Genomic DNA, 18422 nt, shown 5'->3' with positions numbered 1-18422 from the left:
CGACAGCGGATCCGCTCACAGCGGAAGCGGGCTAGGCGGATTCGGCGAGCCGGTCCGCGACGGTGCGCGGCTCGCGACCGAGAAGCTCGGCCAGCAGCGGGCCCGATTCGGCGAAATAACCAGCCCGGGTGGCCTGGTACCAGGTGAGCATGAACCGGGCCGCCTGCTCCGGGACGCCGCTCGCGATTTGTTCGGCAACCCATTGTTCGTCGTCCAGGACGACGCGATTGACGGGGCGACCGGTGAGGTCGGAAGCGATCTTGGCAAAATCGGCGAAAGTGACGGCGGCCGTCGCCGCGAGGGTGACGGGGCCGTCGACGGAGCGGTCACCGGCGAGGAGGGCCGCGGTGGCCTCGGCGATGTCCGCACGGTCGGTGTACGGGACAGGGCCGTCTTCCGGCTGAGCGATCTCGCCGGTCCGCTGCCACGGGCCGAGCACCTGGTCGAGTGGGCCGTAAGCACCATTGCGCAGTGCGGTCCAGGCGACTCCGGATTCGCCGAGGATTGCCTCGGTGGCGAGGTGGAGGTCCGACGGCCGGTACGGGTTGCCGGGGGCGGCGCCGTGCTGGCTTGTGTAGAGGATCCGCCGGACACCGGCCGCGGCGGCTGCGTCGATGGCGTTTCGGTGCAGGCTGACCAGATCGGCGGCGGGGTCGTTGCCGGAGATCAGCAGGACCTGCTCGGCACCGGCGAAAGAGTCGCCTGGGTCCTCGTACGAGCCCTGCCGTACGCGGACGCCGCGGTCGGCGAAGTGCTGCGCCTTGGCGGTATCGCGGACGCTGACGCCGATCTGGTCGGCGGGAACACGCTTGAGGAGGTGCTCGACGGTGGCACTGCCCAGCCCGCCGGTAGCGCCGGTGACAACGATCATTTTCCCTGATCTTTCCCTTCGGGAGCATAAGTTGACTACACGGGTCAACTTCTTCCGTCACCGACTGTAGGTAAGCTGACCGGGGGAGTCAACTTACGCCGAGAGACGAGGAGCGCGATGCCCGCGGAATCCCGGCTGCGCGCCGACGCCAGGCGCAATTCCGAACAGATCCGAAACGCTGCGATCGGCGCCTTCCAGGGGCGGGGCCTGACGGTCCCGCTGGAGGAGGTCGCCAAGGCGGCGGGAGTCAGCAAAGCCACGATCTTCAACCGGTTCGGCGGTCGGATCGGGCTCATCGAGGCGGTCGTCGAAGAGGTCGTCGCGGCGGAGCTGTTCGCGGTCATCGACCGCATGCGGGCCATCGACGACGTCGGCGAGCGGCTCGTCTGCTACGTCACCGCGCTGCGCGACCTCCAGTACCGCCAGCCCGCGGTCAACGACGTCCTGCTGCAGACCTATCCGAACTCGCCGCAGCTCATGGAGATCTGCCGGGTCGGGAGTGAGGCCAACGAAGAACTCGTCGCGGCGGCGCGGGCCTCCGGGGCTCTGCGGCCGGAGTTCACAGCGGGCGACCTTCACGCGTTCGTCGTCGAAACCGCCCTCGCCCTCAAACACGGCGACCGGCCTCCCCGGGACGCCTACGACCGTCGCACCGCTTACTTCCTGAACGGAATCCGCTCACCGCGCTCCGGATGACGCGCTCTTGGCGCCGATGGCCGCGGCAGTGCGGAGTGGACTACGGTTTCGCCGGGGAGAGACCGGATTTAGGGGTGGGTCGTGCCGTACACGTTGACGCTGTCACCGGCAGCGATGGATCTCCTGCTGAGCGAACTCGGGCTCGGCCGCGCGCCGGTGCCGTTCGTGGTGCCGCACATCGGCATCACCGGCGAAGAACGCGCCGCGGTGCGCGATGCCGTCTTCCGCGACCTCGACAACCGCGGTCTGCTGCGGCGCGGGACGATCGACGACGACGTCCAGATCGCGCTCGCCACGTTCGCCCAGCCCGGCCTCGCGGTGTCCGCGGCGGCCAAGATCGGCGACGAGCAACTCTTCGCGCGGGTGGCGTCCAACGGTCAGTTCGCGGTGCTCGTGGTCCAGCGGGACGGGATGTTCAGCTTCGAGGAGGTCCGCCCGACCGGCATCGTCCCGGCGATCGTCGACCTGCTGCCGCTCACGCCCGCCGCGGCGGGGCAGTCGGTGACCGTCGCGCGGCCGTCGAAGCAGCCGGTCCGGGGCGACGCGTACGACCCGTTCGCCGGGGTAAGCGGTCCGCGCACGCACAATCCGCAGCTCAGGGCCGTCCAGCGGATCTTCGAAAAGCCGCGGCTGGCGGTCGGCCAGTTCACGCCGTACGTCAGCGACGGCAACGGCCACGAGCGGGCGCTGCCGTCGCTCGCGTGGTTCGACACCGAACTCGGCCGCTACCTGCTCAGCACGCGCGATTCCAGCGACGGCAACCGCTGGCTCACCTACGCCCCGGCGGACAATGCCCGTCTGGCCCAACAACTGTTCACCCAGCTTGAAGGCTATTCGGCAAACGCCTGACCGGAGCGGCTCGCGTCGGTAAACTCCGGCGCATGAGCACTGATCCGCTGGCGGCAGGCGGGCTGAACGCCAAGGGCATCGCCGAAGCCGCGGCCGAAACGCACAAGCTGGCCGGCACCGCGAAGGCCGGCGGGTTCAGCATCGACGGCGACGCACTCGGTGACCTGCGCAAAGCGCTCACCGACATGGTCACGCGCCTCGAACGGCTCAAGCCGCAGACGCAGGCGCTGACGACCGCGCCGAAGCTCGGCAGCCATCCGTACGGGCACACCGTGGCCGAGCACGACCGCAAGAGCGGAGCCGACGCACCCGGGGCGGCCCTCGACGTGCTGGACCAGTTCGGCCGGATCCTGAAGGAAGCCGACGAGGCTCTCGCGCGCGCCGGCGGCGTCTACACCGAGAACGAGAGCCAGGCCATCGACTCCCACCGCACCGTGAAGGGCAGCACCGAATGAGCACGCCGCAGCCGGGGCTCGCGCCGTCGGACGCCGACTACCTCGGGCACCCGCACCAGCAGCTGAAGTCGTACGTCGAGACGAATCTCGACGTAGAGCAGGTTTCCTCGGTCTCGCACGCGTACACCGAGGTGCAGAAAGCGTTCGAGGATTTCGCGACGCAGCTGGGCGAGGCCGTGAAGAAGGCCGCGCATGCCTGGAGCGGCGAGGCCGCGGCCGGTGCGCAGGCGTATTTCGTGAGCCTCGCCGAATGGGCCGAGGCAAATGGCCAGAACGCGAAGCTGGCCGCGCAGATCGTCGAGGAGCAGGCGTCCGCTGCGCAGGCGGCGAAGCACTCGATGCCGGACGCGGTTCCGTTCGACTGGTCCGAGGAATTCGACAAATGGTCGCACGCGAGCCCGCTCGAAATGAGCAATGAGATCGACGCGACTCTGAAAAAGCAGCAGGACAGCCGTTCCGCGCACGAACAGGCCGCGGAGACGATGTCGAAGTACGACGCTTCGCTGCACGAGACAGGGTCGAAGCAGCCGGCTTTCGCGCACCCGCCGAAGTTCGGCGTCGCGGCCGGTGGCGGTGCCGCGGTAGCGATGCCGACCGGTCCGGAGCACCACGACGCTGCTCCTGCTCCGGCCAGCCCCGCGCCTGCTCCCGCTCCTGCGGTGGCTGACGCTGGCTCGTCCTCGGCGGGTGCCGCGGCTGGTGGCGGCGGGGCCGTGGCCGGGCACGCCAGCGCCCCGACCGTCAGCGGCCCGAGCCAGTTCACCGGTGCCGTGCACCAGTCGATGCCGGACCCCAGCACAACGGCGGCGGGCACCACTCCGGCCGCGGCGCAGGCCGCCCCGAGCGGCGGCAGCGGCGGTGCGTCCGGGGCGGGCATGGGTGCCATGCCGATGGGTGGCATGCCGATGGGCGGTGGCGGCGGAGGTTTCGGCGCCGACGAGGAACACCAGAGCAAGGTCGGCCGAGGAGGCGGCTCGTTCGGCCCCGGCGACGGCGCGATGGAACCGGGAGCGGCGGACGTCGCGGCCGGCGGAATGGGCGGCGCTCCGGCCCGTCCGGGCATGGGCTTCGGAGCCCGCCCGTACGACGAGAGCCTCAACCAGCCCGCGTTCGTGATGGAAATCGAGGACGACGACGAGGTGTTCGGCAGCGGGCATCGTTCCGCGCCGCCGGTCATCGGGGAGTAGCGTGGAGGTCCGTTGTGGACGGTGGGGTTAGTGCACTGTCCACAACGGACTGACCGGGTTCAGTACCGGTAGAACTTCTCCGCTCGTCCCTGCCGGACCAGTTTCAGCCACTGCATAAAGGCCTTCGGGTCCCGCTTCACGCCCACGAAATACAGGCCGAAGCGCAGCACCTCCAGCGCCCCGATCTTCCGCATTCCCGGCTGCGACAGCAAATACCCGCGATTGCGGTACGTGTAATACCGCTTGACCTCGTTCTCCGGGTCCTGTGCGTGGAATTTCCCGCCCAGCATCGGCTTGAATTCGTCCGAGCCGTCGGGGTGCAGGTAGGTCGTGCGCAGCGACGTGCCGAACGGCAGGCCGGACCGGACGAGGCGGCGGTGCAGTTCCACCTCGTCGCCGCGGAAGAACAGGCGCAGGTCGGGCACGCCGGTGACGTCCAAAGTGGACGAACGGAACAGCGCGCCGTTCATCAACGACGCGATGCCGGGCAGGAAATCCGTGCCCAGTTCGGCCGACGAGCGCTTCCAAGTGAGGCCGCGGCGCAGCGGGAACGCCAGTTTCGCCGGGGCGTCAATGTTGGCCACCACCGGGGAAATCTCGGCGAGGCCGCGCTTTTCGGCTTCCTCAAGGAGAATCTCGAGCACGTGCTCGTCCGCCGGGCGGCCGTCGTCGTCGGCGAGCCAGACCCAGTCCGCGCCGAGCGACAGCGCGTGCAGCATGCCGAGCGCGAAACCGCCCGCGCCGCCGAGGTTCCGGTGCGACGGCAGGTACGTGTACGGCAGCGGGTAGGCCTCCACCACGTCCCGCGCGGACTTGTCCGGTCCGTTGTCCACCACCACGAGGTGGTCGACCGGGCGGGTCTGGGCGGCGATGATCTTCAGCGAGTCCGCGAGCAGTTCGCGCCGGTGCCGCGTGACCACCACGCCGACGACAGCGCCCTCGGGCAGCTCTCGCGTCTCGCCGGTCATCATTCCCCGCCGTTCGTGGTGGTCGCGGGCTCGATGCCGAGGCGCTCGAGACCTTCCTGGCTCATGTTCTCGAACGGGTCGCGGCCCTTGTACTGGGTGAGCACCTCGCGCAGCGAACCCTGCTGCTTGACGTGCCCCTCGTCCATCCAGATCGCGGTGTCGCACAGCTCCATCAGGAACTCGTCGGAGTGGTTCGCGAACACCAGGATGCCGGAGCGCTTGACCAGGTCCTTGAGCCGGTCGCGGGCCTTGTTGAGGAACGCCGCGTCGACCGCGCCGATGCCCTCGTCGAGGATCAGGATCTCCGGGTCGATCGAGGTCACCACGCCGAGCGCGAGCCGCACCCGCATGCCGGTGGAGTACGTCCGCAGCGGCATCTGCAGGTAGTCGCCGAGTTCGGTGAACTCCGCGATGTCGTCGACCCGTTTCTCCATTTCCTTGGCGCTCATGCCGAGGAACAGACCGCGGATCAGGATGTTCTCCACGCCGGAGATCTCCGGGTCCATGCCGATGCCGAGGTCGAACACCGGCGCGATCCGGCCGACGATCCGCGACGATCCGCGGGTCGGCTCGTAGATCCCGGCGAGCAGCCGCAGCAGCGTGGACTTGCCCGCGCCGTTGTGCCCGACGAGACCGACCCGGTCGCCCTCGCGGAGGCTGATCGACACGTCGTGCAGCGCCTCGATGATCGGCACCTTCTGGTCGGAGCTGATCTTGCCGCCGACCTTGCCGAGCACGCGCTTTTTCATCGAACGCGTCTTCGCGTCGAAAATCGGGAAGTCCACGTACGCGTTGTGGACGTCAATGCTGACCATCTGTCACACCCAATACGAGACGCGAGACCGGTAATTGCGCATGGCGATGAGGGCGAGCGCCCACCCGACCACGGTGAGCCCGCCGACCACGACCCAGCTGGTCCAGCTCACCGCCTGTCCGATGAGCGGCGACCGCACCACCTGCATGTAGTGGTAAAGCGGGTTGAGCTTGATGATCGGCAGCGCCCACGACGCGCCGTCCCGCGCGCCGCCGGACAGCAGCTGGTCGACCGGCCAGACGATCGGGGTGCCGTAGAACATCAGCTGGATCAGCGAGTTGATCAGCTGCGGAATGTCGCGGAAACGCGTCGAGATGATGCCGAGCAGCAGCGCGGCCCAGCCCGCGGTGAGCGCGAGCAGCACGAACCCGGGAATGGCGAGGAAAATGTTCCAGCTCAGACCGGGGTGGCAGAACTTGTCCGGTACGCACGTGCCGTCTTTCGTCCCGAGCGAATACGGGGAATCGAGCGCCGAGAAGAAAATGATCAGCAGCACGACGTAGACGATCATGTTGTGCGCCAGCAGCAGCGTCTGCCGCCAGATCGTGCGCAGCACGTAAACGCTGATCGGCGCGGGGACCTGTTTGATCAGCCCCTCGTTCGCGATGAACGTTTCCATGCCTTCGGTGAGGCAGCCCTGGATGAAGCCCCAGATGATGAAACCGGTGGAGAGGTAGGGCAGGAACACCTCGATCGGCGTGCGGAACAGCTGCGAGTACAGCAGTCCGAGGCCGAGCGCGATGACGCCCTGGCTGATGGTGATCCAGAACGGACCGATGATGGACCGGCGGTACCGCTGCTTGATGTCCTGCCAGCCGAGATGGGTCCACAGCTCGCGGGAGGCCAAACCGGTCTTGATGTCGTCGATCGCACGCCCGAACGTCTTGCTGTCCGACGACGGTGGAACCGGAGTCGAGACATCGGGTTCGGCTGCGTGAACCGTGCTGGTGGCATGCACGTGGACGAGGGTACCGATGAGGCCAGGCGGGCTAGGCCCGACCCGTCGCGCGGTCGCTCCGGCCGGTATCCCCCGTCCTGCCCGAGTCCGTGTGCGCGACGTTACGATAAGCCAATGCCGGTCCCCGAAATCAGCACTTCGCACCCGGAGTCTGGTTCTTCACGTGCGCGGTATCACCTCGTCGCACCTGTGGGCCACCCCAACTACGGTGACGAGCTCATCACCGCCGGCTGGCTGCGTTATCTCGCGGAAACCGCCCCGGACGCCGAGGTGTGGGTGGACACTCACTCGCCGGGGCCGGCGAGCGTCCTGTTCGACGGCATTCATCCGCGGGCGAAGTTCACCGACACGTTGTGGCGGCTGTGCGCGGAGGCGCCGGACGACGATCCGTGGCGCACCGCGGCCTGGGTGCGCGACGCGGTGCACAACCCGGGCATGCTGCCGCGGCTGCACCACAGCGTCGAACTGCTGGCGGAGGCCGACGTGGTGCACGTCGTCGGCGGCGGATACATCAACAAGCTGTGGCCAAGGCAGATCGGCTTGCTGGCGGGCGCGGTCGCCGCGGTCGAACGTTCCGGCGGCCGGGCCGCGATGACCGGACAGGGCTTGCTGCCCGCCTGCGAAGGTTCGATCCCGCTGGTGAAAGCGCTTGCCGACCGGTTCGAGGTGGTCGAGGTCCGCGACGACGCGTCAGCGGATCTGCTGGGCCGCCCGGTCGGGCTGGACGACGCCTTTCTCACCATCGGGCCGGACCGGTACGACCAGTCCGAAGACCTGCCCGAAGTGATGCTGTGCCTGCAATCCGATCTGGTCGAGGTCGGGGTGGGCGCGGTGGCCGGCGCGGTGCTTTCCATGCTGCGCGCGTGGAAGACGGACCCGGCGAAGATCGGCGTCGTCGAGGGAGTGCCCCGGGTCGACCGCGAAGTCTTTTCGTTGATCGAGCGGGAATTACCGGGTGCCCGGTTTTATCCGTTTTCGCACATTTGGACGCACGGTCTTCCCGCCGCGCCGGGACAAACCTGGATCTCCACCCGCTTCCACATCCACATGCTGGCCGCCGCGGCCGGCGCCTCTGGCGTCGCGGTGAGCATCCACCCGGACTATTACGCCACGAAGCACCGTTCCCTGGTCGGGCTCGGATCGAACTGGACGCTGCTCGAAGACCTCTCCCAGGTCCCGGACCGTCCGGACGAGGGCGGCTACGCCGGCGAGACGCTGGCGGACTTCAAGGACAGCAAGCGGAAGGTCGCCGAACAGGTTTACGCGCCGGTTGTCCGCCCGGTTGCCGAGGAGCCGCAGCCGGAGCCGCCGGTCGAGGTGGAGCCGCCCGCCCAACGGCGACGGTGGCCGCGGCGGATTCGAAACTAGCCCGAACAGCGAGGGCCGATCGCCGATTGAGGACTCGAACGGTCCTCAATCCCGCATAGCTTTCCCCGCATGGCCCAAGACCCCGCTCCCTTCCGCGTCCATTTCCCGCAGTCCGACCTGGACGATCTCCACCGTCGCCTGGCCGACACCCGCTGGCCGGATCCGTTCGACGACCCGGCATGGGAGCTGGGCATTCCAGTGGCCGAGGTCCAAGACCTGGCCCGCCACTGGCGGCTCGGCTTCGACTGGCGAGCGCAGGAAGAACGCCTCAACGGCTTCCCCCAGTTCACCACCGTCCTCGACGGCGCGAACGTCCACTTCCTGCACCTCAAATCCCCGGAACCGGACGCCGTCCCGCTCCTCCTCACCCACGGCTGGCCCGGCTCGATCGTCGAATTCCTCGACCTCATCGGCCCGCTCGCCGACCCTCGCGCATACGGCGGCGACCCAGCCGTGGCGTTCGACGTCGTGGTTCCCTCCGTACCCGGATTCGCCTTCTCCGGCCCGACCCCCGACCGCGGCTGGGGCCCGGCGCGGACGGCCCGCGCCTGGGCGGAGCTGATGACCCGCCTCGGGTACGAAAGGTTCGGCACACACGGCGGCGACTGGGGCGCGTTGATTTCCCGCGAACTCGGCCTGCAATTCCCCGACAGGATCATCGGTGCGCACGTGACGATGCTGCCGTCCGCGGTGGCGCGCAGCGAGGCTGACCTCGACGGGCTTAGCGGGGCCGAGTTGGCGAAAGGACAGCGGTCGCTGGACAAATCGCGGGCCTTCCAGCAGACCGGCATCGGTTACGCGATGATCCAGTCCACCAAGCCGCACACGCTTGCCTACGGCCTCACCGACTCCCCGGCCGGACAGCTGGCCTGGATCGCCGAGAAGTTCCGTGCCTTTTCGAACACCGACCACGACCTGATCGACCGTGACGATCTGCTCGCCAACGTCTCGATCTACTGGTTCACCCGCACCGCCGCGTCGTCCTCGCGGATCTACGCCGATCAGGACGTCCAGTGGGGTGCGGCGCTGCCGTCGTCGACCGTGCCGACCGCGGTCGCGGTGTTCCCGGATGACATCGGGCTTCCGCTGCGGTCGTTGGCTGAGCGCACTGATCGGGTGGTGCGGTGGACGGAGTTTCCGCGTGGTGGGCATTTCCCGGCGCTCGAAGAGCCCGATCTGGTGATCGGTGATCTTCGAGCGTTCTTCTCCGAGGAAAGTTAGAGGTACTGCCCGGTCCCGGTGATGCCGTGCCGGTGTCCTTCGCCGGGCTGGCGGCCGGAACTGCACGAGCCCGCGGCGCTGCCGTCGGTCGCGGTGTTCCCGGATGACATCGGGCTTCCGTTGCGGTCGTTGGCTGAGCGTACTGATCGGGTGGTGCGGTGGACGGAGTTTCCGCGTGGTGGGCATTTCCCGGCGCTCGAAGAGCCCGATCTGGTGATCGGTGATCTTCGAGCGTTCTTCTCCGAGGAGAGTTAGAGGTACTGCCCGGTCCCGGTGATGCCGTGCCCGTGCCCCTCGCCCGTCTGCCCGACGGAGCCCGACGAGCCCGCGGGCAGGCCGCGGCGCATCTGCTCCAGTTGCACCCGCGCGGCCATCTGCTGCGCGAACAGCGCGGTCTGGATGCCGTGGAACAGCCCTTCCAGCCAGCCGACCAGCTGGGCCTGCGCGATCCGCAGTTCGGCGTCCGAAGGAGTCTCGTCCTCGGTGAACGGCCGCACGAGCCGTTCCAGTTCCTCGCGCAGTTCGGGGGCCAGCGCCTGCTCCAGTTCGCGCACCGAGGTCTGATGGATCTCGCGGACCCGGTTGCGGCTGGCGTCGTCCAGCGGTGCGGCGCGGACCTCTTCCAGCAGCTGTTTGATCATGGTGCCGATGCGCATCACCTTGGCCGGTTCCTCGACCAGTTCCCCGACGGTCTCGTTTTCCTCGCCGTCGGGGGCGACCTGCGCGGTGCCGACCGGAACCCCGTCCGGTCCGACGACGACCACGTGCGGCGCGTCCGTTCCGTCCCTGGTCGCGCCCGTTCCCCCGAAGTTCGGCTCGCTCATGTGCTCCATCCCCGTCGCTGTTGGCGGTCCTGCCCCGAGCCTAGCGGCCGTTCGGGCAGTTCTGCCCAACCCCGCGGCAACCGCGAAACCGCACGTCCGTACCGTGTCCCCATGGCGTTCGACGTCGCTCGTATCCGTGGGCTGTTCCCCGCGCTTGGCGACGGCTGGATTCACTTCGACGGCGCCGCCGGAATGCTCGTGCCCGAACAGGTCGCTTCGGCCGTTTCGACGGCGATGCGGGCACCGGTGTCCGGGCCGGGCGGAGCATTTCCGGCCTCCCAGCGGGCGGAAAGCATCGTCACCGCGGCCCGCCGGGCCGTTGCTGATCTGGTCGGGGCGGACCCGGCCACCGTCGTGCTCGGTCCGAGCGCGCCGGTGCTGCTGCGCAGGCTCGTCGACGCGCTCGCCGAACGCTGGACGATCGGCGACGAGGTCGTCGTCTCCCGGCTCGACGAAGAGGCCAACATCGCGCCCTGGCGGCGTGCCGCGAAACGCGTCGGCGCGGTCTTGCGGTGGAGCGAGATCGACATCGAGACTTGTGAACTGCCCGCGTGGCAGTACGAGAATCTCGTGTCCGCGCGGACGAAAGCGGTGTCGGTGACGCTGGCGTCCGGGTCGGTCGGGACCCGGCCGGACGTGCCGACGGTGATCGAATTCGCCAAGCGCGTCGGCGCGCTCGTGGTGGTCGACGCGACCTACGCGGCCCCGTTCGTGCCGCTTGACCTGCAAGAACTCGGTGCCGACGTCATGGTCGTCTCCGCTCCCTCGTGGGGCGGACCGGCGGTCGGCGCGCTCGTGTTCCGCGATCCGGAGCTGCTGGAGCGCATCTCGTCGGTATCGCTCGACCCGGCCGCCACCGGTCCCGCGCGGCTCGAACTCGGCCCGCACGCGTACCCGCTGCTGGCCGGTCTCATCGCCTCGATCGACTACCTCGCCGGACTGGACGACGCCGCGACCGGCTCCCGCCGCGAACGCCTGGTGACGTCGCTCGGCTCGGCCAAGTCGTACCACGCGGGCCTGCTCGCGCAGCTGTCCACGGAACTGCGCTCGCTGCGGCACATCATGGTGATCGGCGACGCGATGCGCCGGATCCCCGCGCTCGCCTTCGCCGTGGCCGGCGCGAAATCGTCCCAGGTCGCCGAATACCTTGCGTCGCAAGGCTTGTGCGCGTTCGCCGACGACGGCACCAGCGGCGTTTTCGCGTCGCTGGGCGTCGGCGAGGTCGGCGGAGCGGTGCGGATCGGGCTCGCGCACTACTCCAACGTGTTCGAGATCAACCAGCTCGTGCGGGTGCTCGAAGAACTGCGCTGACCCCTCGTGAGTGTTTATGCCGGTTAGAACCGGCATAAACACTCACGAGGATCAGGACTTCGCGGCCAGCAGGACCTTCCCGAAGATGCTGCCCTCCTCGAGCATCCGGTGCGCGGACGCGGCCTCGGCCATCGGCACGACGTGGCCGACGATCGGCCGCACCGAACCCTGCTCCACCAAGGGCCACAACCGATTCCGGACATCCGCGACGATCGCCGCTTTCTGGTCCAGCGGCCGCGACCGCAGCCCGGCCGCGAACACGCTCGCGCGTTTGCCCAGCAGCTTGCCGATGTTCAGCTCGCCCTTGATCCCGCCCTGCATGCCGATGATGACCAGACGGCCGTCCGCGGCGAGCGCGTCGACGTTGCGCTCCAGGTACTTCGCGCCCATGTTGTCGAGGATGACGTCGGCGCCCTTCGTCTCGGCGCGCAGCACCTCGACGAAATCCTGTTCCTTGTAGTTGATCGTGAGGTCGGCGCCGAGCTGACGGCAGCGTTCGAGCCGCTCGGGCGAACCCGCGGTGACCGCGACGGTCGCGCCGAGTGCCTTGCCCACCTGGATCGCGTGCGTGCCGATGCCGCCCGCGCCGCCGTGCACCAGCAGCACCTGGCCCTCGCCGAGACCGGCGTGCATCACGACGTTCGCCCACACCGTGCAGGCCACCTCGGGCAGCCCGGCCGCGGCGACCGTCTCGACTTCGGCGGGCACCGGCAGCAACTGTCCGGCCGGGACCGCGACACGCTCGGCATACCCGCCGCCGGCGAGCAGCGCGCACACCTCGTCGCCGACCTGCCAGCCCTCGACGCCTTCGCCGAGTTCGGCGATCGTGCCGGAGCATTCGAGGCCGAGGATGTCGCTCGCTCCGGGCGGCGGCGGATAGTTGCCTTGGCGCTGCAGCAGGTCGGCCCGGTTGACCGCGCTGGCCGTGACGTCCAGCAGGACCTCGCCGGGACCGGGTTCCGGATCGGGGACCTCGGTCCATTCGAGCACGTCAGGGGCACCGGGTTCGCGGATAGTGATCGCGTGCATGCACCCGACTGTATCCCGGGTCAGCCGAGATCGTTGGTGCTGAAGGTGTTGCAGCGCGCGGGCTGGCCGGTCTGGTAGCCGGTGGTGAACCACTTCTCGCGCTGCGCGGAGGTGCCGTGCGAGAAGCTCGACTTGTCGACGTGGCCGTTGCCGAGGTTCTTCTGGATGTAGTCGTCGCCGATGCGGGACGCGGTGTCCAGCGCGCGCGAGATGTCGTCCTTCGTGACGTCCTGGACCAGCGGTTTCCCGGAGCTGGTCGGGGTCGTGCTGGCGTGGTTGGCCCAGACGCCCGCGTAGCAGTCGGCCTGCAGTTCCAGCCGGACCGAGCCGGACGTCGGTCCGGTGCCGGTGCCGCGCTTGGACGTGCCGGTGAGGTTCTGCACGTGGTGGCCGTATTCGTGGGCCAGCACGTACGCCTCGGTGAACAGTCCGCCCTGCGCGCCGAAGCGGGTTTTCAGCTCGTTGAAGAACGACAGGTCGATGTACACGTAGGAGTCGGCCGGACAGTAGAACGGGCCGGTGTCCGACGTCGCGCCGCCGCAGCCGGTGCGCACGCCGCCGGTGAAGAAGCGGGTCGTCGCCTTGCGGTAGGTCTGGCCGGAACGGGAGAACTCCTGCGTCCAGTAGTCCTGGATGGAGTTGACGATCGCCACGATCGAGCAGTCGTGGTCCCGGTTCGCGTCGGCTCCGGTGCGGCACTTCTTCGCGAGCGTGCCGGAGTCCAGCTGCTGCCCGGACTGGACGTCGCCGAGCCCGACCCCGCCCACCGCGGGCGAGGTCCCGGTGCTGGGGCCGCCGCCGAACTGGGAGAACAGGAAGTAGATGACCAGGCCGACGATGCCGAGCCCGCCGCCGCCGATGGCCACGCGGCCGCCGATGCCGCCCCCGCCGCCTCCGCTGCCGCGCATGTCCTGGATTTCGGAGGAGTCCAGATCCGCGTTGTCGTCGAATCGCACGCGGAAAGGGTAGCCGCAAAGCCGGGAACGAGGCTGGGTGCGGCCCCTGCGCAGGAGCCGCACCCAGGTACTACCGAGGTTTCGTTGACAGCGGTTGGCCACTGGCCGGGCAGGCGTCCGGCGCGCTGCCTTCGCGGTGCCGAGGCCGCGAAGAGAAGCAGCGGCATGACGACGCCGGGTGCGCGTGGCAGACGCCGGAGCGCACGGGGTGCTCGTGCTGTTCGCAATCGCGACCGAACCGGAACGGGGCCGTGCCGATCGCGGGGACACAGCGGGCGGTCAACCGCGGAAACTACCTGCCATGCCACCACCTGGCCCTTCTCGGTGGGAGACCGGACCGGCGTGCCCTGCGGCGCGCTCCGGGATCCTCGTCGTCCCTCCGCCTGTCCCCCGAGGATGCGCTTCTTCGCGCCGAGTCTCAACCTTTTCGTAACCCTCCATTGGGGGAAGTTCGCCCGGAAATTTCACGCCGGGCCGGAGCGGAGGGCGCGAAACCGGCCTTCTACGCTTCCGGACATGAGCGATGACCAGGGCGTGCGCTGGCTGGACCCGGCCGAACAGCACGCCTGGCGGGCCTACATCGTCGCGTCGCTGCGGCTGCGGCAGCGGCTGCACCGGGAGCTGACCGAGAGCCACGGCATTTCGCTCGCGGACTACGAGGTCCTGGTGTGCCTGAACCTGGCGCCGGGCCGGTGCACGCGGATGACGGAACTGGCGGCGCAGCTCGGCTCGACGAAGAGCAGGCTCTCGCACCAGATCGGGAAACTGGAGACAGCCGGGCTGGTCGCGCGCCGCCCGGACCCGGAAGACAAGCGCGGCGTGCTCACCGAACTGACCGACGCCGGCCAGCGCGTACTGGACGAAGCCGCGCCGACGCACGTGCGCGGCGCCCGCGAGCACCTGATCGACCTGCTGACGCCGGACGAGCAGACCGCGGTGGCCACGGCGTTCACCCGAGTCCTCGAACACCTGGACGACGTCGAAGGACGGCGCGATACCCTCACCTAGAAGGAAGCGTGGCAGAGCGGCCGAATGCAGACGCCTTGAAAGCGAAAGTGGAGAAATCCACCTCGACCGAGAGCCCCACCCGAAGAAATTTGAGCCTCTGACCAGCTAAAACGCCGGTTAGAAGATCAAGTTGCAGTACGTCGGGGAGCGAGCACAGCGCTTCCAACACGCTCGCCTGGTGCCACTACGAGACCAGGTTGGTGAGCATGAGGCACGACTACAAGTACGCACCCGGCGAGTGGGGAACGCTCGGGCGCGAGTGGCGCCGTTCCCTCGAGGCGGACAACAAATCAGACAACACGGTGAGGATCTACCTCGGCGTGCTGTGCCAGTTGGGCACTTGGGCGATGGCTCTCGACGAGCCGTACGAGCCGACGGAAATCCCTACGTCCGCGCTCCGCGACTACGTGAAGAAAGTCCTCGACACGACGAGCCCCGGCAACGCGCACAACCAGTTCCGAACGATGCGTACCTTCTTCAATTGGTTGGTGACCGAAGAAGAAATCGATCGGTCGCCCATGGCCACGATGAAGGCACCGCATTACGAACCGCCGGATGTCCCGATCCTGTATCAGGACATGATGGGCGCGCTGTTGGAAACCTGCCCCGGGCGTGACTTCGTCGACCGACGCGACAACGCCATCTTGCGATGCCTGTGGGCTACTGCCGGGCGGCGCCAGGAGGTCTCGGTGCTCAACCTCGACGACGTCGACCAGGATTACGACGAGCTGAAAGTGTTCGGCAAGGGGCGACGCTTCCGCACGATCCCGTACGGCGCGAAAACCGGCCAAGCCATCGCCCGATACCTGCGCGTGCGGAACCGACACCCGCAGGCCGCTCTACCGGCGTTGTGGCTCGGCGCGACTGGGCAAGGCGGGCTCTCACCCGAGGGCGTCCGAGCGATCGTTGCTCGGCGAGCCACGCAGGCCGGTATCGGGCACGTGCACCCTCACATGTTCCGCCACGCTTACGCGCACTACTGGCAGCTAGAGGGCGGCAACGAGAACGACCTCATGCGGATCATGGGATGGAAGTCGCGCGAGATGCTCGGCCGGTACGGCTCGAGCGCGGCGAGCGAACGCGCGCACAAGTCGGCCCGTGAGATGGCCATCGGCGACCGGGTCTAGTCGGTGCCACGCGGTGCGCTGTGCTGGTGTCATGGAGCCCGAGGGGATGACACCGGCGCAGCGCACCACGCGCGCGAAGATCGCTGCTCACACTTCGTGGGCGAATACCTCGGATCGCTCAGCACGCACCGCTCCGGCTCGACGTGCCGCTCGTGATCGATTCGAGAAGCAGGTCGACCCCGAGGGGGTGCTGCCGCCGCGCGAGCGGGCTCTCAGGGCCGAGTCTGCGCGCCGCGCCTACTTCTCGGCGCTCGCGCTCCGCAGTGCTCGCGCTCGGCGGAAGCAGCAGTGACCGCGGCTAGTTTGCGCTGGTCACCGAAGTTTGGCGGTAGCGGCGGGATTCGAACCCGCGGAGGGCAGAACCCTCGCATGTTTTCAAGACATGTTCCTTCGGCCGCTCGGACACGCTACCGCGTACGAGGGTAGCCGATCCCCGATCGCCGGTGAGCAACCGCCGAGTTCGCTACAGGGCCGTAGCATGTCGCCACGTGGCTACCGAAGCGGACGGGCAAGAGCTGACACGTTGGAAGATCCACGGCGAGCGGCTCGTCGACGACACACGTCGTGATCGGGTGAGTATCGCCTCGGTCGAACTACCCGACGGCGTGACCTTTGAGCAGTGGGTGTTCCGCATTCGCAAGGCCGCGATGATGGCCGTCCTTGACGATCAGGACCGGGTGCTCATGCTGTGGCGGCATCGGTTCATCATCGATCGGTGGGTCTGGGAGCTGCCCGGCGGCTACGTCAATCCGAACGAAGATCCTGCGGTGACTGCGGCGCGTGAGGTCGAGGAAGAGACGGGCTGGCGGCCCCTCGACGTCGAACCGCTCGGCTCGTTGCAGCCCATCGTCGGCAGCGCCGACGCTGAGAACCTGCTGTACGTGGCTCGGAGGTCTGAGTACATCGGCGAGCCGGAGGACATCAACGAGGCCGAGCGGGTCGCATGGATTCCCCTCGACACGGTCCGGGACCGCATCATCAAGGGCGAGATTGTCGGTGCAGCGTCACAGGTCGCGCTACTTCACATCCTCGCGTTCTACCGCTGAGCCCTACACCGGTGTGGGAACACCAACGGCGCTCATCTGCGCGTAGAGGGTGCGCACCCGGCGGTCGGTCCTATGGGGAGCAAGGCGTCGGCCAATGTCGGCGAGGTAGGCGCCGCCCCTGATCGACCGTACGTTCTCACTCATCCGCACCGCCTTTGTCGCCTCGGCACACGCTTCGTCGACGCGGCCTTGATCGGCCAGGATCGACGAGAGAAGTGCCGTGTTGAACAACCGGCCTCGGTCGTACCCGTCGCTCATGCTGAGTGACCGCCGGGCGAACTGTTCGGCTTCCGCAGGGTGACCGAGGTCGCGGAAGGTGTGAGCAAACTTGGCAGACAGGTAGGCGCTGTCGAAGTAGCTCAGCCACGCCGGCCCGGAGCCGGGCACAAATCGCTCGAAAGCGCGTTCAGCCTCGCCGAGTGCCGCGAAGCACGCCGCGGTGTTCCCCTTGAGCGCCTGGCCGTGAGCCTCGAGCACTGCCGCCTCGGCTTGCAGCGCAACCAGGCCGGAACGCTTCGCCGTTCGCCTGGACGCGAGCGCCATGTCGACCGCGATGTCGTGGGACCGGTTGAACGCCGCGTGGTGCGACATGGCGGCAAGCATCTCGGCCTCGAGCGCATCGTCGCCGGCGTCCTGCGACAGCTTCAACGCGTCGCGCAAGTGCCGTTGCCCGTCCGCTGCGTTACCGACGTCGTAAGCGCTCCACCCCGCGACCTGGTGTAGCTCAGCGGCGGCGGCGAACAGTTCGTTTCGAGCGGCTGTCGTCCTGCTGGTGTCGTTCAGCATCGGCGTCACGCTCGAGGTCAAGTAACTGGTGATCGTGGTCGTTCCGCGACTGTGCCCGCCACCGAACCGGTTGTCGAGCTGGCGGAACGTCTCCGTCATCTGACGGACGATCTCGGCGTCGGTGCTTCGGGACTTCGTTGATCCGGACGCGGTCGCCGGGGGCGAGCCGAGCAGGGACGTGCCAATCGCTGTGACGCCTACGCTTGCGGTCTTGAAGAACTGTCGCCGTTGCACGTCATCGAGGCTAACCGCGACTGTGGGCTCGGCCGATTCTTCGGACGTATGGGAAACACTGAACCAGAGCAGTGAGCGCGGCACGTGTAGTGCCGTTGCCCAACGCTCGAGCTTGTGCAGATCGCTCGGACGTCGGGCGTCGGGAGCCTCGAGGCGGCTCACCTGCGCTTGCGTGAGGTCGAGCCACAGGCCGAGCGCGGCTTGTGAGACGCGGGGCTTGTGTTCTTGGCGGTAGGCCGCAAAGAACCAGCCGAAGTGACGCGCCTCGAGCGCGGTGCGGATGCTGTCCGCTTCCCAGAACGGTTCAGGCTGGGGCTGCGCCACGTGGGAGATCAGCCGGCGTGTGCAGGAGCCGCAATAGTCGCTTACGCGGTCACGAGCCAGTCGTGCGCCGCACGCTTCACACGTTCGCGCTGCTCTCCGCACAGTGGTCACCCCTCGTTCACTGTTCACCGCGCAGTGTATGTGACCCACCACGCTATGTCGCGGATTCCATGCGGGGTATGTATGGAATCCGACGTTAAGGCGCTGTACCTGCCGGATCTCATGCGCGCTTGTCGTTTTCCGCGGGTGGTCTCCGGCGGACGCTCAATGCATGTACGAGGTAGCTGACGGTAACAACGCCACGTCGCACTACGTCGCGACCCAGGTTGAGTGGGTCGCCGCGTGAGCGTCGGTGAGGTTGTCGTGCGAGCGGTTGTCGGGGCCGTGGCT

At 68.1% G+C, this 18422-nt stretch carries 18 protein-coding genes and 1 tRNA gene; 10 read left to right on the top strand and 9 right to left on the bottom strand.

Going from position 1 to position 18422, the window contains the following annotated elements:
• Positions 1–31 precede the first annotated feature (31 nt).
• Positions 32–871, bottom strand: coding sequence for an NAD(P)H-binding protein (locus tag D0D37_RS13035; protein ID WP_116200768.1), 840 nt, complete (start codon positions 869–871; stop codon positions 32–34).
• Between the two features lie 117 nt (positions 872–988).
• Between D0D37_RS13035 and D0D37_RS13030 the strand changes: the two genes are divergently transcribed.
• The 4 genes from D0D37_RS13030 to D0D37_RS13015 all read left to right on the top strand — a co-directional run bounded on the left by D0D37_RS13030 (position 989) and on the right by D0D37_RS13015 (position 4058).
• A complete protein-coding gene (locus tag D0D37_RS13030; protein WP_116200767.1) occupies positions 989–1567 on the top strand; it encodes a TetR/AcrR family transcriptional regulator in 579 nt (192 codons plus the stop codon).
• An 81-nt stretch (positions 1568–1648) separates the two neighbouring features.
• Entirely contained in the window at positions 1649–2416 is a 768-nt protein-coding gene (locus tag D0D37_RS13025) for an ESX secretion-associated protein EspG (RefSeq protein ID WP_116200766.1), read from the top strand.
• 32 nt (positions 2417–2448) lie between these two features.
• Positions 2449–2871 carry a hypothetical protein gene (locus D0D37_RS13020; protein WP_116200765.1) on the top strand — a complete coding sequence of 141 codons (423 nt, stop codon included), beginning with the start codon at positions 2449–2451 and terminating at the stop codon, positions 2869–2871.
• Positions 2868–4058: a hypothetical protein gene (locus D0D37_RS13015; RefSeq protein ID WP_116200764.1), complete on the top strand. Its 1191-nt coding sequence runs from the start codon at positions 2868–2870 to the stop codon at positions 4056–4058. The genes D0D37_RS13020 and D0D37_RS13015 overlap by 4 nt, the downstream gene beginning before the upstream one ends.
• A 59-nt stretch (positions 4059–4117) precedes the next feature.
• On the opposite strand, the gene glfT1 is transcribed toward D0D37_RS13015, so the two are convergent.
• The 3 genes from glfT1 to wzm are packed head-to-tail and all read right to left on the bottom strand — an operon-like array spanning position 4118 to position 6798.
• Positions 4118–5026, bottom strand: coding sequence for a galactofuranosyltransferase GlfT1 (gene glfT1 / locus D0D37_RS13010; RefSeq protein ID WP_162834198.1), 909 nt, complete (start codon positions 5024–5026; stop codon positions 4118–4120).
• On the bottom strand, positions 5026–5841 hold the full coding sequence (wzt, locus tag D0D37_RS13005) for a galactan export ABC transporter ATP-binding subunit Wzt/RfbE (RefSeq protein WP_116200762.1): 816 nt from the start codon (positions 5839–5841) through the stop codon (positions 5026–5028). Before wzt ends, glfT1 begins: the two co-directional genes overlap by 1 nt.
• A 3-nt stretch (positions 5842–5844) precedes the next feature.
• Entirely contained in the window at positions 5845–6798 is a 954-nt protein-coding gene (gene wzm / locus D0D37_RS13000) for a galactan export ABC transporter permease subunit Wzm/RfbD (protein ID WP_116200761.1), read from the bottom strand.
• A 114-nt stretch (positions 6799–6912) separates the two neighbouring features.
• Between wzm and D0D37_RS12995 the strand changes: the two genes are divergently transcribed.
• The gene (locus D0D37_RS12995; RefSeq protein ID WP_116200760.1) at positions 6913–8166 is read left to right on the top strand and encodes a polysaccharide pyruvyl transferase family protein; all 1254 of its coding nucleotides are present in this window, start codon (positions 6913–6915) and stop codon (positions 8164–8166) included.
• Positions 8167–8235: 69 nt separating this feature from the next.
• Positions 8236–9387: an epoxide hydrolase family protein gene (locus D0D37_RS12990; protein ID WP_116200759.1), complete on the top strand. Its 1152-nt coding sequence runs from the start codon at positions 8236–8238 to the stop codon at positions 9385–9387.
• A gap of 251 nt (positions 9388–9638) precedes the next feature.
• Here the strand turns inward: D0D37_RS12990 and D0D37_RS12975 are convergent, their stop codons facing one another.
• On the bottom strand, positions 9639–10220 hold the full coding sequence (locus D0D37_RS12975; protein WP_116200758.1) for a bacterial proteasome activator family protein: 582 nt from the start codon (positions 10218–10220) through the stop codon (positions 9639–9641).
• Positions 10221–10322: 102 nt separating this feature from the next.
• Between D0D37_RS12975 and D0D37_RS12970 the strand changes: the two genes are divergently transcribed.
• Complete coding sequence (locus D0D37_RS12970) at positions 10323–11522, top strand: cysteine desulfurase-like protein (RefSeq protein ID WP_116200757.1); 1200 nt, start codon at positions 10323–10325, stop codon at positions 11520–11522.
• A 51-nt stretch (positions 11523–11573) separates the two neighbouring features.
• On the opposite strand, the gene D0D37_RS12965 is transcribed toward D0D37_RS12970, so the two are convergent.
• Together D0D37_RS12965 and ypfJ are read right to left on the bottom strand one after the other, a co-directional pair.
• Positions 11574–12551, bottom strand: coding sequence for an NAD(P)H-quinone oxidoreductase (locus D0D37_RS12965; protein ID WP_116200756.1), 978 nt, complete (start codon positions 12549–12551; stop codon positions 11574–11576).
• 20 nt (positions 12552–12571) lie between these two features.
• Positions 12572–13507, bottom strand: coding sequence for a KPN_02809 family neutral zinc metallopeptidase (ypfJ, locus tag D0D37_RS12960; protein WP_116200755.1), 936 nt, complete (start codon positions 13505–13507; stop codon positions 12572–12574).
• A gap of 516 nt (positions 13508–14023) precedes the next feature.
• Between ypfJ and D0D37_RS12955 the strand changes: the two genes are divergently transcribed.
• Both D0D37_RS12955 and D0D37_RS12950 read left to right on the top strand, forming a co-directional pair.
• Positions 14024–14515: a MarR family winged helix-turn-helix transcriptional regulator gene (locus D0D37_RS12955; RefSeq protein WP_116200754.1), complete on the top strand. Its 492-nt coding sequence runs from the start codon at positions 14024–14026 to the stop codon at positions 14513–14515.
• A gap of 206 nt (positions 14516–14721) precedes the next feature.
• The gene (locus D0D37_RS12950) at positions 14722–15642 is read left to right on the top strand and encodes a tyrosine-type recombinase/integrase (protein WP_116200753.1); all 921 of its coding nucleotides are present in this window, start codon (positions 14722–14724) and stop codon (positions 15640–15642) included.
• Between the two features lie 323 nt (positions 15643–15965).
• Here the strand turns inward: D0D37_RS12950 and D0D37_RS12940 are convergent.
• Positions 15966–16054: transfer RNA gene (locus D0D37_RS12940), tRNA-Ser, on the bottom strand.
• Positions 16055–16130: 76 nt separating this feature from the next.
• Here D0D37_RS12940 and D0D37_RS12935 point away from each other — a divergent pair.
• Positions 16131–16688: an NUDIX hydrolase gene (locus D0D37_RS12935; RefSeq protein WP_116200752.1), complete on the top strand. Its 558-nt coding sequence runs from the start codon at positions 16131–16133 to the stop codon at positions 16686–16688.
• A 3-nt stretch (positions 16689–16691) separates the two neighbouring features.
• On the opposite strand, the gene D0D37_RS12930 is transcribed toward D0D37_RS12935, so the two are convergent.
• Positions 16692–18032 carry an NsdA family TPR-like regulatory protein gene (locus D0D37_RS12930; RefSeq protein ID WP_116200751.1) on the bottom strand — a complete coding sequence of 447 codons (1341 nt, stop codon included), beginning with the start codon at positions 18030–18032 and terminating at the stop codon, positions 16692–16694.
• Between the last annotated feature and the right edge of the window lie 390 nt (positions 18033–18422).

This window comes from Amycolatopsis circi (assembly GCF_003385235.1).
GTDB classification, from domain to species: Bacteria; Actinomycetota; Actinomycetes; order Mycobacteriales; family Pseudonocardiaceae; genus Amycolatopsis; species Amycolatopsis circi.
This window is presented reverse-complemented; position numbering and strand designations above follow the sequence as displayed.